The organism is Streptomyces sp. NPDC012637, from assembly GCF_042954805.1.
Lineage (GTDB): Bacteria > Actinomycetota > Actinomycetes > Streptomycetales > Streptomycetaceae > Streptomyces.
This window is the reverse complement of record NZ_JBIBDS010000002.1, coordinates 666,673-681,613: the sequence shown is the minus strand read 5'-3', so window position 1 is coordinate 681,613 and position 14,941 is coordinate 666,673. Positions and strand designations below refer to the sequence as shown.

The following is a 14,941-nucleotide window of genomic DNA, read 5'->3' as shown; positions in this document are numbered from 1 at the left end:
CGTGCCACGCTGGTGGGATGAGGGCCGCCCTCCCTGTGACAGGGACGAGAAGGACGACAAGGAACCCCGGCGCCTTGCGGCGCCGGGGTCCGTCCTCCCCTGTGCTGACCCGGAGCCCCGAGCTCCCAGGGTCATTCCCCTCGGACCGTTTTCCCCGAGCGGCCCGCCTCCCGATGAAGATCTCCCCTCGGCCGCAGCCGTCAATCCTTGAGCGCTGTCACTCGAACGTGGGGTGTTGAGCGGCAGAAGCGCATTTTCGAATACGGGTTCGATAGTCTGGCGCAGTTCCACGGGAAAGAGGGGGTGCCGAGCAGCATGGTGCGACGACTCGACGTCACGGGAGCCGACGGCGTACGCCTGGCGGCCTGGGACTTCACGGAACGGACGGCGTCACAGACCGGCCCCGGCGTCTTACTGCTCCACGGACTGATGGGCCGTGCCTCCCACTGGGAGCCCGCCGCCCGCCGGCTCGCCCCGCGCCACCGCACCGTCGCGCTCGACCAGCGCGGCCACGGCCACAGCGAGAAGCCCACGACCGGCCCCTTCACGCGCGAGGCGTACGTGGCGGACGCGATCGCCGCCGTCGAGGGCCTCGGCCTCGGCCCGGTCACCCTCGTCGGCCACTCCATGGGCGCCCTCACCGCCTGGCAGCTCGCCGCCGAGCGGCCCGACCTCGTCCGCGCCCTCGTCATCTGCGACATGCGCGCCTCCGCCCTCGGCGCGGCCTCCCAGCGCGAGTGGCAGGACTGGTTCCGCCGCTGGCCCGTCCCCTTCCCCTCGCTCGACGCCGTCCGCCAGTGGTTCGGCGAGGACGACCCCTGGGTGGAGCGCCCCCGGCCCGCCCGCGGCGCCTTCTTCGCCGAGGTGATGGCCGAACAGCCCGACGGCTGGCGCCCGGTCTTCGACCCGGCCCAGATGCTCACCTCCCGCGAGACCTGGGTCCACGACGCCCACTGGGACTCCCTCGCCCAGGTCCGCTGCCCCACCCTCGTCGTCCGCGGCCTCGACGGCGAACTGGGCCGCGCCGAGGCCCAGGAGATGGTCCGTGTCCTCCCGCACGGCGCCTACGCGGAGATCCCCGACGCCGGCCACCTCCTCCACTACGAACACGCGGACGCCTGGTGGGAGGCCGTGTCGCCGTTCCTGAACGGCGTCCTCACGTCCTGACGGGCCCGCCGGACCCGCGCACCCCGCCGGACCCGCGGAACTGCTCGAACAGCACCGCGTACCCCTCGCCCCCGTGTCCCTCCTCCACCGCCCGCTCGGCGAGTTCCTTGACGAAGCGGGGCAGCTCGGAGCCGACGCCGAGCGCCTCGCTCTCGTGCACCAGGTGCTCCATCGCCGAGACGTGCGTCGCCAGGGTGGCGTCGACCGCCGGGTACGCGCCTTCGGCGACGTCCCGCCCGAAGCGGGGCAGCCAGCCGGCCATCGTGCCGACCGACTCCCGCGCGAACTCCGCGAACACCGGCGCCTCCACCCCCGCCGCGCCGAGGAGCGCCGCGCCGTGCAGGAAGCCGTTCAGCACGTTCCACATGAGACCCAGTACGGCCGTGTCGTAGAGCGCCGCGAGACCGGGATCCTCGCCGAGGTACGTCGTGCCGCCGCCCAGGACCCGCAGCGCCTCCTCGTGGGAGGCGAAGGCGTCCGCCGGTCCGCTGTGCACCACGACGGCCGACGCGGTGCCGATGGCCGACGGGAGGTCCAGGATCGCCCCGTCCAGATAGGTGCCGCCCTGCTCCGAGACCCACGCGGCGGTCGCGCGGCCGTCGGCGGACGTGCCCGAGGTCAGGTTCACCACGAGCCGGCCGGCGAACCCCTTCGCCGCCGGGTCCAACAGCCCGCGCGCGGCCGGGTAGTCCGTGACGCACACGACCACCAGCGGTCCGGCCTCCACCGCCTCCCGCACCGAGCCGGCGAGCCGCGCGCCCTGGGCGACCAGCGGCTCGGCCCTCTCGGCGGTACGGTTCCACACCGTCGTTTCGTAACCCGCGCGCAGGTACGCCTCGGCCAGCGCCCGCCCCATCAGCCCCAGGCCGATGACCGTCACGCGCCTGTCCTGCCCGTCCCGCCCGTCCTGCTTGTCCATGGTCCGCTCCCTCCAACCGGTCGCTGTCGGAAGAAGCCTCGGCCTTCACACCGTTGTGAAGGTCAAGAGCCGAGTCGGGGAGGCAGTGAGTTGCTGATCGGAGAACTGAGCAGGCGGACCGGCGTCCGCCCGCACCAGCTGCGCTACTACGAGTCCCAGGGCCTCCTGGCCCCGGACCGCAGCCCCGGTGGTTACCGCGACTACCCGGAGGGCGCCGTCCTGACCGTTCGCCAGATACGCAAGCTCCTGGACGCCGGGCTGAACACGGACGACATCGCCTACCTGCTGCCCTGCGTCAAGGGCGACGACCCCGAACTGCCCTCCTGTCCCGAGGCGGTCGACCTCCTCCAGGACCGCTTGCGCGTCCTCGACGAACGCGCGGCGACCCTGGCCCGCTCCCGTGCGGCGCTCCGCGACTACGTCGACGTCACGACCGCGCGCAGGCGATGAGCCCGTCCCTCCGCCGTCCCAGCGGGCGGCGGTAATCGCAGGTCAGAGGCGTGACGGCATCCCGTCGTCCCGTCGGGACGGGTTTCCTTGCGGGGCGTCGTCCGGCCCTGCCAGCGTCCTCCTCGTTCGACATCAGCAGCACCACCGAACGAAGGAGAAGGCGCATGCGACCGAGCATTCTGACGAGGTCGATCGTCAGCGTCACCGCTGTCGTCGGGCTGGCGGCGGGGACGCTGGCGACCGCGGGCACCAGCTTCGCGGCGTCCGCACCGGCCTCGCAGCCGGCCGCGGTGAGCGCGGGAGAGTTCGGCACCCTCGCGACGTACAACTTCGGTCTGAGCGGGGCGCAGGCCGGCCGCGTCCAGGACTGGCTGCAGGCCTGGGGGTACACCGGAGCCCTCGACGGTCAGCTGGGCACCAACAGCTGGAAGGCGTTCCAGAAGTGCCTGGCCGCGCACTGGTCGTACACCGACAGCATCGACGGCATCCCCGGCACCGACACCATCAAGGCGCTGCAGCGCATGCTGAAGGCGCACTGGGGCTACACGGGCGCCGTGGACGGAATCGCCGGAGACGGGACGAAGGCCGCGCTCAAGCGGCTCGCCGACAAGGCTCCCCGCCTCACCTGTGTGAACGGCGGCTACTGACCGGACCGGAGTGCCTCACCGACGCCACGCGGCGGTGAGGCACTCCGCTCGCCGGTGCCGTCAGCTCCGCTTCAGCGCCCGCGCGCAGTGCGGCCAGTCGTGGAAGTCGCGGTCCCGGCTCCACAGGGTGTGGGCGGCCTGGATGTTCCACTCGGGATCCAGTGCCTTGCGCGGCGTGCCGCCCAGTTCGCGCAGACGGGCGTCGGAGATCTGGAACAGCCCCCAGTTCCTGGTGCCGTTGGTGTTCGGCAGGACGTGCAGCGGGTCCAGGAAGGACTGGCAGTCGGCGATGGAGACGGCGTCGTCCGGCACCTCCGTGAACACCTCGCGGATGCGTTGGCGGACCTTCTCCTGCGACCAGGTCTCCATGCGTGTGGTCGACTCGTAGAGGGCCTTCTTCGTGGGTTCGGCGACGACACCGTTCGGGGTGATGCCCGAGAGCACCTGGAACGCCGTCACCCGGCGCAGGGTCTCCGGACCGAAGGAGCTGTCCACGCCGATACGGGCGCCGCGGCTGCGGAGCCTGCTCTGCACCTCGCGTACGCACGCGTCCTGCTGGCCCATGCTCACCACGGGCCCGCAGGCCTCCGAGAACAGCAGCCGGCCGTCCTGGGTCGCCCCGGCCGGCCCGGTGGGCGAGCCATCGGGCGACGAGAGGGCGGTGATTCCCCAGGTCGAGAGGGCGAGTGCGAGGGCGGCGAGCGAGGTTGTGACGGCGACGCGTCGACGGCCACGGGGGTGCCGCGGCGACGGCGTCGGCGCAGCTGGGAACGACGGCTCGGAGACGGGAGTCCCAAGGGTGCCCGAGGCTGCCTCGGACACATGCGCCGTCCCGTCCGTCCTGCCCGTCCCGTCCGTCCTGCCCGTCCCGTCCTTCTCTCCGGTCTCGCCGATCTCTTCCGTCTTGCCGACCTCTCCCGTCTCTCGTGTCCTCTCCACCTCCTCCGTCTCTCTCGAACCCTCCCCTGCGCCGGACTCGGCGCGTTCCGTGTCGGCCAGGGCCCACAGGCGGTGCAGCTCGCGCAGCTCGGCGGGCGACGCGCCGCAGACCGTGGCGATGCGGTGGGCGATGCCGTAGTCCTGCGGCACGGACGAGCCCGTGCAGTAGCGGTGCAGGCTGGAACGGCTGATGCCGGTCTTCTGTGCGAGGACCTCGTAGCTGTAGTCGGACCTCTCCCGTAACGCGCGCAGCCGAGACGCGAACCGCTCGGCCTCCCCCTGTCGCTTCATGACGACCCCTCAAACGGAAAGCGGTTTCGGAACCTCAATGTGCCAGAGCCGCTTGGGCCAGTCGCGCCTTTGACGACCCTCTGCATGTCGCGACGGAATGTCCGGAACATCTGCATCACAAGTCTCAGGAGCAACGGATGTCAAGAAGCAGGCTCCACCAAGGACTGACCCTCATCGGAGTGTTGATCACGCTGTCCTTAGGAACTGCGGCGGCTCTCCCAGCAGCCGAGACCCAGACCCAGCAGGCGCTGACCCAGACGGTGACCGCGACCGCGACCGCGGTCTGCGGCCACACCACCGCCCAGCCGGAGCTCCGGCGCGGAGCCACCGGTCTGCCGACGCGCGAAGCGCAGTGCCGGCTCAACCTGGCGACGAAGGCGAGCGCGTACACCCCCATCGCCGCGGACGGCACCTTCGGCCTCGCCACCGAGGAGCGGGTGCGCGTCTTCCAGCGATGCGCGGGGCTGGCGGACGACGGCGTGCTCGGCCCTCTGACCTGGGAGGCCCTGAACACCTGGTCCGCCGCGCCCAAGCCCTGTGCGCCCCGGGGAACCGCGGGCACGGCCCAGGCCACCGTCTGCGGCCACACCGACGCCCGGCCCGACCTGCGGCGCGGCGCGAACGGCGCCGAGGTGAAGGAGCTCCAGTGCCGGCTGAACCTGGCGATGTCGCCGGGCCACTACCCGCCGCTGGTGATCGACGGTGACTTCGGCGGCGGTACGGAGAACCGGGTCGTCCAGTTCCAGCTCTGCGCGAACCTGGGCGCGGACGGGATCGTCGGGCGGAACACCTGGACCAAGCTCGTGGACTGGTCGAGCCGGAACACGTACTGCACCCCGCCCCGCCCGGCGGGCTACCCCGTCGACGGTGTCGACACCTCGGCGTACCAGCACCCGGGTGGCGCACCGATCGACTGGAAGGCCCTGCGTACCTCCGGGGTCGAGTTCGCGACGATCAGGGCCACCCGAGGCCTCAACGTCATCGATGCCCACCTGGCAACCGATCTGCCGGCGGCCCGGGCGGCGGGCCTCGCGGTCGCGCCTTACCACTTCTACACCGCCGCGACCGCCCCGACCGGATCCGAACAGGCTGACCGCTTCATCGCAGCCGTGCGCACCACCGGCTACACGGGACAGCGTGCCGGCGACCTGCCGCCCGTCCTCGACCTGGAGCGCATGGACGACGGCACCGGCCGCTGCCCGGTGTACGGCACGGTCGCCGACGTGCGGGCCTGGCTCGACAAGGTCGAGGCGGCCTTCGGCCGGAAGCCGGTCATCTACACCCAGAAGTCGTTCCTGGACGACTGCATGGGCTCGACGACCGCGTTCTCCGGTTACGCGCTCCAGCTCGCGGACTACCGCCAGTCGATCACCGAGCCGCCGCTGCCGAACGGCTCGACGACCTGGCTGATGTGGCAGTACACCGCCTCGGCGCTCCACGACGCCATGAAGGCCCCGGTGACCGCGGACGTCTTCAACGGCACGCAGGCCGACCTGGACCGCCTCGCCAATCGGTGAGGAAAGCCGCCCCTGTCCGCGTGCGGTGACGTGGCCGGACGCGAACACCCCGGATTTCCGGGATGGGCGGCCGGCGGCCGGGCTGCCAGCCTGAGGTCTCACGCGAAGCGCCGAATTCCCGGTGAGAAAACCAGAGATGACGACACGTAAGAGACCGGCGGCCACGGTCGCCGCGCCGGCGCTCGGGGCGGGTGTGCTCGCCGCCGCCCCGGCCGCGCACGCGCAGAGCATCTGTGACGGACCCACGCCGCCCAAGTGGTGCGACGGCGACGGCCTCGAGGGCCCGCCGGTGGACTACGACCCGGAGGGCACGCTGACCTCGGTGACCGGCGTCCCCGGAGGCGTCAACGTCTCCGGGTGGGCCTCCGACCCGGACGGGACGGGGGCGACCCGGGTGAAGATCACCGTGGGCGGCACATGGGTCGCGACCCTGGACGCCGACCGGTCGGGGGACCGGTTCTCGGGTTTCGTCAGCGTGCCCACCGCCACCGGTCAGGTCTGCGCCCCGCCGTCGACACCGGCTACGGCACGGACACCGGCCTCGGATGCTCCGGCTCCGTGAACCACGACCCCTTCGGCCACCTGGACGGCCACCGGGGCGACGGCGGCTCGGTCGGCATGTGGGGATGGGCGCTGGATCCGGACACCGCCGCTTCCACGCAGGTGTACGTCCAGTACAGCGACGGCGACACCTACGGGCCATACCCGGCCGACCGGACCCGCACGGACGTCGGTTCGGCCCAGCCGGGCTACGGCGACGCGCACGGCTTCTCGTTCACCTTCACGCCCACGCGGGTCCACGGCTGCCACACGGCGTGGCTCGTCCGGGCGGTGGACCTCCACGCGGGGGCGGACAAGTCCGTCGGCGGCTACTTCTGCTCCTGAGGGCTGTCGGGGGATCAGCCGTCGGGATCAGCCGTCGCGGGTCGGTCGTCGCGGTCAGAACGCGAAGACCGCACCCTCCGCCGTACGCGCCTGGAGCTCGCAGGTGTTGCCGTAGGTCGCCGACCAGCGCACCCGCTTGCCCTCCCACACGCCGTCGCCGGTGACCGTGACCGGGTTCCACTCGCGCGTGCAGGGGCGGTCGCCCGATAAGACCGTGAGGCGGCCGAAGTCGCCGTCGGCGGCGTCGAGTTCCGCACAGGCCGCCTCCGGCGCGGGGTGGGTGCCCGTCGGGGCGGGGGAACAGGACAGGGTGACCGCGCGGACGACGGTGGCGGTCGCGGGTCGCGCGCCCTGGCCGATCGTCAGGACCAGCGCCGACGGCGCGTACAGGCCGGCGGGCGAGGCGGGTGCGGCCTCGGCGGTGCCGGTGCCGGTGAACGCGGTGCCGACGAGGGCGAGACCGGTCGCGGTGGCGAACGCGGTGGCGCCGAGTGCACGGAAGTAACGCACGGGGGAATCCCTTCGGGGGGTGACGGGGATGCGAGCCGATCGGCTGCGCACCGGAGTCTTGTCGACGCGGAGGGTGATCGCACATCCGTCCGTCGCTTTCCGGCCGGTGCGCGCGAAAGGGCCCGACCGACTGGTCGTTCGGGCAGCTGGGACAAGGCTCCCGGCGTCCCCGCCGCCTCTCCGGCCCGGCCGCCACCATCGGCGGTTCAATGCCGTACGACCGGCTGACCTGCGCGAACGCGAAACTGGTTGTGACTTGGAGGACTCACGTCCGGCCCGGGTCGACCAGAAGCCTCCCCCGTACGGGGGAGGGACTCCGTCCTCGCGCAGGAGGCGGGGCGGGCCCGGCGGCCACAGGATGAGGGCATGTCAGGAACCCGTGGAACCCGCCTCGTCGCCGCCCTCGCCGCCTCCCTCGGCGCCCTCGCCTACACCGTCAGCAAGGTGGACCTCGCTAGGGCGGGCGAGCTGGGCATGCCGGGCTTCCCCGCGCCCGCCGACGCCTACGCCGCCGTCGCCGACGTCGAGACGGCCCAACTGGCCAACGCCGGCCTCGGCCTGCTGATGGCCGTCGTCGCGCTGCTGCTCGTCCGCCTGCCGCGGCCCCGGCTCGTGCGGTGGCCGCTGCTCGTCGTGTCCTGGGCGGGCATCGCGATGGTGGCGGCGGGAGTGATCGGCTTCGGCGCCCGCGCGGCGGGTCTGGCCCCCGGACTGGGGCCCACCCCTCCCCACATGCTCACCGCGGTCGCCGCCCTGCTCGTCGGCGCGGTCTGGGCAACCGCCTGGGCGGTCGCCGCCGTCTCCGCCGTACGCGAACGCTAGCGGCAAGCGGCAAGCAGAAGGCAGCGAGGGCCGGGCCCCGCACGCCGAAGGGCCGGGCCCCATCAGGAGCCCGGCCCTCGGCCTCGTATCGCGTACGAGAAGAACCAGCCCTTCGCGTACGAGAAGAATTACCCCTTGCTCACCGCTGCCAGGATCTCCGGCAGCCGCTTCGCCACCCGCGGCGCCGCCGCCTTCAGACCGGCCCAGGTGATCAGCGCGCCGTAGAGCATGCCGGACGGGAGCAGGATCCACAGCAGGGACTCGTGGTCCGCGAGGTGGAGGAACAGGGTCAGGCCGAGGACCGGGGCGCTCAGGAGCGCCGCGGCGAGCATGCCGCCGAAGATGGAGATCCAGGCGAGGCCGCCCTGGCCCGGCGCCACGTTCTTGTAGGCGCTGTCCTGCGGGATCGAGTACGGGAACCTGGCCGAGGCCACCGCGCCCGTCGCCATCATCGCGCCGAGCAGCGCGTACGCCACGCCCAGCGCCTCCGGCAGCCTGTCCCACTGGCCGAGCATCGCGGCCGTCACCGCGGTCACGAGCGCCGTGTACGGCACGGTGACGGTCAGCAGCGCCAGTGCGCGCGCCCGGAGTTCGGCGTAGGCGTCGGCCTTCGTCGAGATGGTCTGCGCCACCATCCAGAAGGCCGAGGTGTCCTGGCCGAACTGGTTGTACATCAGCATGCCGAGCATGCCCGAGGCGAAGCAGGCGAAGTAGATCGTGCCCGTGCCCTGGAGGGCGTTGAAGAGCGGGACGATCGCGCCGATCGCCAGCGAGGTCACCCAGGCCGCCTTCGTCTTCGGGTCACGCCAGATGTAGCGCAGGCTGCGCTCCATCACGGTGCCGGTCCGCCCGCCCGGCAGCAGCCGGCCGAGCAGTCCGGACGAGGACGAGTCCTTGGCGCCGGCGTCCGAGGCGGCGCCGATGGTCGAGCCGTCGGGTTCGACCATGAGCCGGACCAGGGACCGCTGCCACCAGTGGGCGAGGGCGGCCACCGCTGCCGCGCTGAGCAGCAGCTTGGCCGCGGCGGTCAGGTGGTCGCCGTCGCCCGCCGCGTCGATCGCGGAGACCGCGGACGCCGGCGGCAGCCAGCCCACCACCTCGGCGGCCGGTCCCAGTGACGACATCCCGCCGGCCTGGCTGAGCCGCTGGGCGCCGAAGTTGACCAGCTGCATGCCGACCGCGATCACCAGGCCGGACAGCACGGCCAGGTCGCGGCCCTTGCGGGAGGTGAGGAGCCGTACGTTCGCCGCCGCCACGGCCCGCGACAGCGCCACGCAGACGACGACGACGAGCGGTACGGCGAGCACGGCGACGACCACTCCGGCGGCGCCGCGCGCGAGCGCGAGGGCCGCGCCGACCGCCAGGCACAGCGTGAGGACCGGTCCGACGCCGACGAGGGAGGCCACGAGCAGCGCCCGGACCAGCGGCCGCGGCCGCAGCGGCAGCATCACGAGCCGCGACGGGTCGAGCGTCTCGTCGCCGCTCGGCACGAACAGCGGCATGACCGTCCAGGAGAGCGCGATGACACCTATGAGCAGCACCGTGACGGTGGCCGCGTCGGTGTGGCCGCGCAGCAGCAGGAAGCCGAGCATCATGCCGACGGCGAAGAGCACCGACACGACGATCGACGCCACGTAGGCGGCGGTCCGGCCGCCCGACTGCTTCAGCCCGTTCTTCAGGAGCGACAGCTTGAGCCGTACGAAGACGGAGGTGAGTGAGGGGGCGGGCGCGGCGGCCGCCACCGTCACGGGTGCGGGAGCGGTGGTCATCGGCCCGAACCGCCGCCCAGCCAGTCCAGGGACTTCCCGGCGTCCCGCCCGTTCGCGCCGACCAGCTCCAGGAACGCAGCCTGGAGCGACGGGGCGTCGCCCCGCACCTGCTCCAGCGGGCCCTGCGCGCGGATCTGCCCGGCCGCCATGACGGCCACCCAGTCGCACAGCGACTCCACGAGCTCCATCACGTGGCTGGAGAAGACGACGGTGGCGCCGGAGGAGGTGTAGCGCTCCAGGACGCCGCGGATGGTCTGCGCCGAGACCGGGTCGACGCCCTCGAACGGCTCGTCAAGGAAGAGCACTTCGGGGTTGTGGAGGAGCGCGGCGGCCAGGCCGATCTTCTTGCGCATGCCGGTCGAGTAGTCCACGACCAGCTTGTTCTGCGAGCCGGTCAGGTCGAGCACGTCGAGCAGCTGGGCCGCGCGCTTGTCGACCTCGGCGCCGGGCAGCCCGCGCAGCCGGCCGCTGTAGGCGAGGAGTTCACGGCCCGAGAGGCGCTCGAAGAGCCGCAGTCCCTCGGGCAGGATGCCGATCCGCGCCTTGACCTGGGCGACGGACTCGGGATCGGCCCACACGTCGTGCCCGGCGACCCGGATGCGGCCGGCGTCGGGCCGCAGCAGGCCGGTGATCATCGAGAGCGTGGTGGTCTTGCCGGCGCCGTTGGGACCGACCAGGCCGATGAACCGGCCCGCCGGCAGTACCAGGTCGATCCCGTTCACCGCGATCTGCTGACCGAAACGCTTCCACAGCCCCTCGACATGCACGGCGGGCGGCGCACCGGATCCCGGTGCACCGCCCGCCGTCGCGAACTCTCCGTCAAATGCCTGGTCAGGCATCATGTTGCGTCAACCCTTCGGTTGTCCCCGTGTAGTCGGGGACAACCTTACGGCTGAGCGTGATCACGCCATATGGCCAAGGGGAGTCTCCTCGGCCGGCCGTTTCCTCCGGACCAGGGCCGGACAGGCCGCGGACCCGGCCAGGATCCGGGAGGGACGGCCCAGGCCCCGTCGTCGAACTCCTGCCTGCCCTGCGACGCCGTGCACGCGCTCCCGCCGCACCGGGCACAAGCCCGGGCACGTCCCGTACGAGGCCTTGCGCCCGTCACGGCGAGAGCACGCACCTGACGCCGCAGGGCCGCCCTCCGGGCGACGACAGGAGTTCGACGACAGGACCTAGCCCCGGCGCGAGCGCGCGTCCGCCGCCTCCCGGCCGCACGCGTACGCCAGCGGGCTGATCAGCTCCTCCGCGTCCGGCAGCCAGCGGTTGGCGGGCGTGGGCTTGCGGGCCCACTGCACCGCCCCGGAGCCGCCGACCCGGGTGGGCGGCGCCGCCACGTAGAAGCCCTCGCCGCGGGTCGTGAGGTCGATCGAGGACGGCACCCAGCCCAGCTTGCGCACCAGGTCCGGCACCTTGGCCGCCGCACCGGGCAGCACGAAGAAGAACATCCGGCGGTCGGGGGTGCAGGTGACCGGGCCGAGCGTCAGCTCCATCCGCTCCATCCGGGCCAGCGCGAGGAAGCCGGCCGACTCGGGGACCTCGATCGCGTCGAAGGTGCGGCCGGTCGGCAGCAGGATCGACGACTTCGGCTGCTTCGACCACATCCGCCGGGCCCCGACGGCGCTGCCCGTCGCCTGGGTCGACCAGTCGGGCCGGGCCGCGTGGGCGCCGGGCGACGGACACGCCTCCGCGCCGCAGGAGCAGCGCTCCCTGCCCTCGACCGCCTCCAGCCAGGTCCCGGGGAACACGTCCCAGTGCCGCTCTTCCGCGTACCGCACGGCGTTGTCCAGCAGCAGCTCGCCCCGCTGCTTGGGGATCTGTGCGGCTTCCGTGACTCCGATGGTCTCTTCCACGTCGAACTCAACTCCCGCCGTCACCTGGGGTTACGGGCGCCGCGGAGAGCGGTGTGACGCATCGATCCTGCATGCGGGGCGCACGGGTGCACGGGCGGGGGCGCGCGTGGGGCCGGGAAGCGGCGGGCGGGTAGACACGGACGGGGGGCGTCGGCGCTGTGCCGCTCCGATTCGCTCTGTGCCGCTCTGTTCGTCTCGCGGCCGTGCGACCGACGTGTCCGGTTTCGCGTGTTCACATCTGCATTGACCGGATATCCGCCGGGCAGTGATCAGCCAGTCGATCACCGCACCGGCCTCAGGGGGTAGTCATCATGGCAGCCAGGCCACTCGTCGCCCGTCAGCCCAACGAACGGCTGCAGGCGCTCATCCAGGAGGCCGGGTGCTCCAACGCCGGCCTCGCCCGCAGGGTCAACATGGTCGGCGCGGAGCGCGGCCTCGACCTGCGCTACGACAAGACCTCGGTGGCCCGCTGGCTGCGCGGCCAGCAGCCGCGGGGCCGGGCGCCGGGCATCATCGCCGAGGCGCTGGGCCGCAAGCTCGGCCGTACGGTCACCATCGACGAGGTCGGCATGGCCAACGGCCGCAACCTCGCCTCTGGCGTGGGTCTCCAGTTCGCGCCGACCGTGCTCGGCGCGATCGAGCAGGTCTGCGAGCTGTGGCGCAGCGACGTGGGGCGGCGGGACTTCCTGTCCGGCTCGACGGTCGCCGCGTCCGCGCTCGTCGAACCGAGCAGGGACTGGCTGATCACCGGCGCGGACCCGCTGGTCGCCCGGTCCGCCGGGGCGCGGGTCGGCGCCTCGGACGTCGCGGCGGTACGGGCGATGACGGGCGCCCTGGTCGACCTGGACCGGCAGTTCGGCAGCGGCCACGTCCGGCCGGTCGTCGTCCACTACCTCAACAGCGTGGTGTCGGGCATGCTCTCCGGCTCCTACCGGGAGGCGGTCGGGCGCGAGCTGTTCGCGGCGGCCGCGCGGCTCACCGAGCTCGCCGGGTACATGGCCGTCGACACCGGCCAGCCGGGGCTCGCCCAGCGCTACTACATCCAGGCGCTGCGGCTCGCGCAGGCCGCCGGCGACCGGGCGTACGGCGGATACGTGCTCGCCGCGTCCATGAGCCACCTCGCCGCGCAGCTCGGCAACCCGCGGGAGATCGCGCAGCTCGCTCGGGCCGCGCAGGAGGGCGCCCGCGGCCAGGTGCCGCCGCGCGCGGAGGCGATGTTCCTCGCGGCGGAGGCCCGCGGCCACGCGCTGCTCGGCGACGCCCACACCTTCGGCCGGGTCGCGGGGCTCGCCGAGGACGCCCTGGGCGCGGCCGAGCCCGAGTCGGGCGACGACCCGACCTGGATCGCCCACTTCGACGAGGCGTACCTGTCGGACGAGCTGGCCCACTGCCACCGGGACCTCGGGCAGGCGCGGGAGGCGGCCCGGGCGGCCGAGCGCTCCCTCGCCGGGCACCCGGAGGGCCGGGCCCGGCGGCGGGCGATCGGCCTCGCGCTGCTCGCCGCGGCGCAGGTGCAGCAGCGCGAGGTGGAGCAGGCCTGCCAGACCGGCACCCGCGCACTCGAACTGCTCTCGACGCTGCGGTCCTCGCGGGGCTCCGAGTACCTGGGCGACCTGAAGGAGCGCCTGGAGCCGTACGCGGGGGAGCCGGTGGTACGGGAGTTCGGGGCGCGTCTCGACCTGCACGCGGCGTGAGGCCGCCCGCCGGGAAGAGGCCGTGCGCGGCGTGGGGAACGCGGCGCAGCGGTGAACGTCACACCTGTGTCACACGTGTGTGCGGGCCGCAGGGCGCACCCGGTAGCGTGAGCCGACGATTCCGTAGGTCCATCAGTAGGAGTCCCGGTGACGCACAGCGGACAGGGGCCGGAGCAGCAGTATCCGGCCGCTCAGCCCCTCCCCCCTGAGGTGACCCCTGGTGGCTCCTCGGACGCCCAGGCGACGCAGTACCTGCCGCCGGTCCCGCCGCAGTCGCCGGCCGCGGCGGCGGGTCCGCAGCCGGGATACGGCTACCCGCCGCCCGCCGCCCCGCAGCCCGCGGCCCCCCAGCCGGGCTACGGCTACCCGCCGCCCGCCGCCCCGCAGCCCGCCGCCCCGCAGCCGGGATACGGCTACCCGCAGCCGGACGCGCAGGCGACGCAGTACCTCGGGGCGGTGCCGCCGCAGGCGCCCGTGCCGCAGGGGCCGGACTCCCAGGCGACCCAGTACATCGCGCCCGTGGCCCCGCCCGGCGAGGCGCAGACGCAGTACCTCCCGCCGGTCGCGGGGCCCGTCGCGGGTGGTCCGGACGCCCAGGCGACCCAGTACATGGCGCCCGTACCGCCGCAGCACGCGCAGCCGGAGCGGCCGCCGCTCGCGGACTTCGACAACCTGTTCCGCAGCGAGACGCCGCAGCACCAGACGCCGCAGCACCAGGCGCCGCACGCACCTGCTGTCGGGCCGCAGCAGCACTACCAGCCGCCGCAGCCGCCCCAGCAGCAGTACGGCTACCAGGACGCGTACTACGAGGAGCCCGAGCCGCCCCGCCGCAAGTCGCCGGTCGCGCTGATCGCGGCCGTCGTCGCCGGGTGCGCCGTGGTCGGTCTCGGCGCGGGCGCGCTGCTCAGCGGCGGCGATGACGACAAGACGGACACGTCCGGCGGCAAGGGGCAGAACGTGGCCGCCAGTTCGGCCGCGCCGTCCTCCCAGGCGTCCGAGCAGACGGCCGACCCGGCCAAGGAGCAGGCCGAGGAGCTCGACAAGCTCCTCGCGGACAGCAACGACAGCCGGGACGCGGTGATCCGCGCCGTCTCGTCGATCCGGCAGTGCGACAACCTCGACCAGGCGGCGAGCGATCTGCGCGGCGCGGCCAAGCAGCGGCGCGAGCTGGTCACCCGCCTCCAGGCGCTGAGCGTGGACAAGGTGCCGGACAACGCGGCCCTGTCCGCCGCCCTGGTCAAGGCCTGGCAGGCCTCGGCCGCCGCCGACGACCACTACGCGGCCTGGGCGGACCAGGCGAAGAGCAACAAGAAGGTGTGCAAGGACGGCCGCGCCCGGAACACCAGCCACACCAACGAGGGCGACAAGAAGAGCCAGGAGGCGACGACCGCCAAGAAGCAGGCGGCCGGGCTGTGGAACCCGACCGCCGGGAAGTACGGACTGACGAAGCGCACCTACACCCAGCTGTAGACGGCCGG

The 14,941-nt window shown here is 73.1% G+C and carries 14 protein-coding genes and 1 pseudogene; 9 read left to right on the top strand and 6 right to left on the bottom strand.

Going from position 1 to position 14,941, the window contains the following annotated elements; genetic code table 11:
- Positions 1-315: 315 nt before the first annotated feature.
- Positions 316-1,167, top strand: coding sequence for an alpha/beta fold hydrolase (locus ACFY8W_RS11240; protein WP_391103070.1), 852 nt, complete (start codon positions 316-318; stop codon positions 1,165-1,167).
- On the opposite strand, the pseudogene ACFY8W_RS11235 reads toward ACFY8W_RS11240, so the two are convergent.
- Positions 1,157-2,089 (bottom strand): annotated as a pseudogene (locus tag ACFY8W_RS11235) (NAD(P)-dependent oxidoreductase); the annotation flags it as partial. The gene ACFY8W_RS11240 and the pseudogene ACFY8W_RS11235 sit on opposite strands and share 11 nt — an antisense overlap.
- 87 nt (positions 2,090-2,176) lie before the next feature.
- On the opposite strand from ACFY8W_RS11235, the gene ACFY8W_RS11230 reads away from it, so the two are divergent.
- Both ACFY8W_RS11230 and ACFY8W_RS11225 read left to right on the top strand, forming a co-directional pair.
- The gene (locus tag ACFY8W_RS11230; protein ID WP_391103068.1) at positions 2,177-2,536 is read left to right on the top strand and encodes a MerR family transcriptional regulator; all 360 of its coding nucleotides are present in this window, start codon (positions 2,177-2,179) and stop codon (positions 2,534-2,536) included.
- Between the two features lie 164 nt (positions 2,537-2,700).
- Positions 2,701-3,183 carry a peptidoglycan-binding protein gene (locus ACFY8W_RS11225; protein WP_391103066.1) on the top strand — a complete coding sequence of 161 codons (483 nt, stop codon included), beginning with the start codon at positions 2,701-2,703 and terminating at the stop codon, positions 3,181-3,183.
- Between the two features lie 60 nt (positions 3,184-3,243).
- Here the strand turns inward: ACFY8W_RS11225 and ACFY8W_RS11220 are convergent, their stop codons facing one another.
- Entirely contained in the window at positions 3,244-4,413 is a 1,170-nt protein-coding gene (locus tag ACFY8W_RS11220) for a helix-turn-helix domain-containing protein (protein ID WP_391103064.1), read from the bottom strand.
- Between the two features lie 137 nt (positions 4,414-4,550).
- Between ACFY8W_RS11220 and ACFY8W_RS11215 the strand changes: the two genes are divergently transcribed.
- The 3 genes from ACFY8W_RS11215 to ACFY8W_RS11205 all read left to right on the top strand — a co-directional run bounded on the left by ACFY8W_RS11215 (position 4,551) and on the right by ACFY8W_RS11205 (position 6,815).
- Positions 4,551-5,930, top strand: a complete 1,380-nt coding sequence (locus ACFY8W_RS11215; RefSeq protein ID WP_391103061.1) for a GH25 family lysozyme — start codon at positions 4,551-4,553, stop codon at positions 5,928-5,930.
- Between the two features lie 136 nt (positions 5,931-6,066).
- Entirely contained in the window at positions 6,067-6,492 is a 426-nt protein-coding gene (locus tag ACFY8W_RS11210; RefSeq protein ID WP_391103059.1) for a hypothetical protein, read from the top strand.
- A complete protein-coding gene (locus ACFY8W_RS11205) occupies positions 6,489-6,815 on the top strand; it encodes a hypothetical protein (protein ID WP_391103057.1) in 327 nt (108 codons plus the stop codon). Before ACFY8W_RS11210 ends, ACFY8W_RS11205 begins: the two co-directional genes overlap by 4 nt.
- 54 nt (positions 6,816-6,869) lie before the next feature.
- On the opposite strand, the gene ACFY8W_RS11200 is transcribed toward ACFY8W_RS11205, so the two are convergent.
- A complete protein-coding gene (locus ACFY8W_RS11200) occupies positions 6,870-7,325 on the bottom strand; it encodes an SSI family serine proteinase inhibitor (protein WP_391103055.1) in 456 nt (151 codons plus the stop codon).
- A gap of 366 nt (positions 7,326-7,691) precedes the next feature.
- Between ACFY8W_RS11200 and ACFY8W_RS11195 the strand changes: the two genes are divergently transcribed.
- Positions 7,692-8,147, top strand: a complete 456-nt coding sequence (locus ACFY8W_RS11195) for a hypothetical protein (RefSeq protein ID WP_391103053.1) — start codon at positions 7,692-7,694, stop codon at positions 8,145-8,147.
- Between the two features lie 128 nt (positions 8,148-8,275).
- On the opposite strand, the gene ACFY8W_RS11190 is transcribed toward ACFY8W_RS11195, so the two are convergent.
- The 3 genes from ACFY8W_RS11190 to ACFY8W_RS11180 form a co-directional block, all read right to left on the bottom strand.
- Complete coding sequence (locus ACFY8W_RS11190) at positions 8,276-9,916, bottom strand: transporter (protein WP_391103051.1); 1,641 nt, start codon at positions 9,914-9,916, stop codon at positions 8,276-8,278.
- A complete protein-coding gene (locus tag ACFY8W_RS11185) occupies positions 9,913-10,755 on the bottom strand; it encodes an ATP-binding cassette domain-containing protein (RefSeq protein ID WP_391103876.1) in 843 nt (280 codons plus the stop codon). Before ACFY8W_RS11185 ends, ACFY8W_RS11190 begins: the two co-directional genes overlap by 4 nt.
- A gap of 336 nt (positions 10,756-11,091) precedes the next feature.
- The gene (locus tag ACFY8W_RS11180) at positions 11,092-11,769 is read right to left on the bottom strand and encodes a bifunctional DNA primase/polymerase (RefSeq protein WP_391103048.1); all 678 of its coding nucleotides are present in this window, start codon (positions 11,767-11,769) and stop codon (positions 11,092-11,094) included.
- Between the two features lie 311 nt (positions 11,770-12,080).
- Between ACFY8W_RS11180 and ACFY8W_RS11175 the strand changes: the two genes are divergently transcribed.
- Both ACFY8W_RS11175 and ACFY8W_RS11170 read left to right on the top strand, forming a co-directional pair.
- Complete coding sequence (locus ACFY8W_RS11175) at positions 12,081-13,463, top strand: transcriptional regulator (protein ID WP_391103046.1); 1,383 nt, start codon at positions 12,081-12,083, stop codon at positions 13,461-13,463.
- Positions 13,464-13,610: 147 nt separating this feature from the next.
- On the top strand, positions 13,611-14,933 hold the full coding sequence (locus ACFY8W_RS11170; RefSeq protein ID WP_391103044.1) for a hypothetical protein: 1,323 nt from the start codon (positions 13,611-13,613) through the stop codon (positions 14,931-14,933).
- Positions 14,934-14,941: the final 8 nt, after the last annotated feature.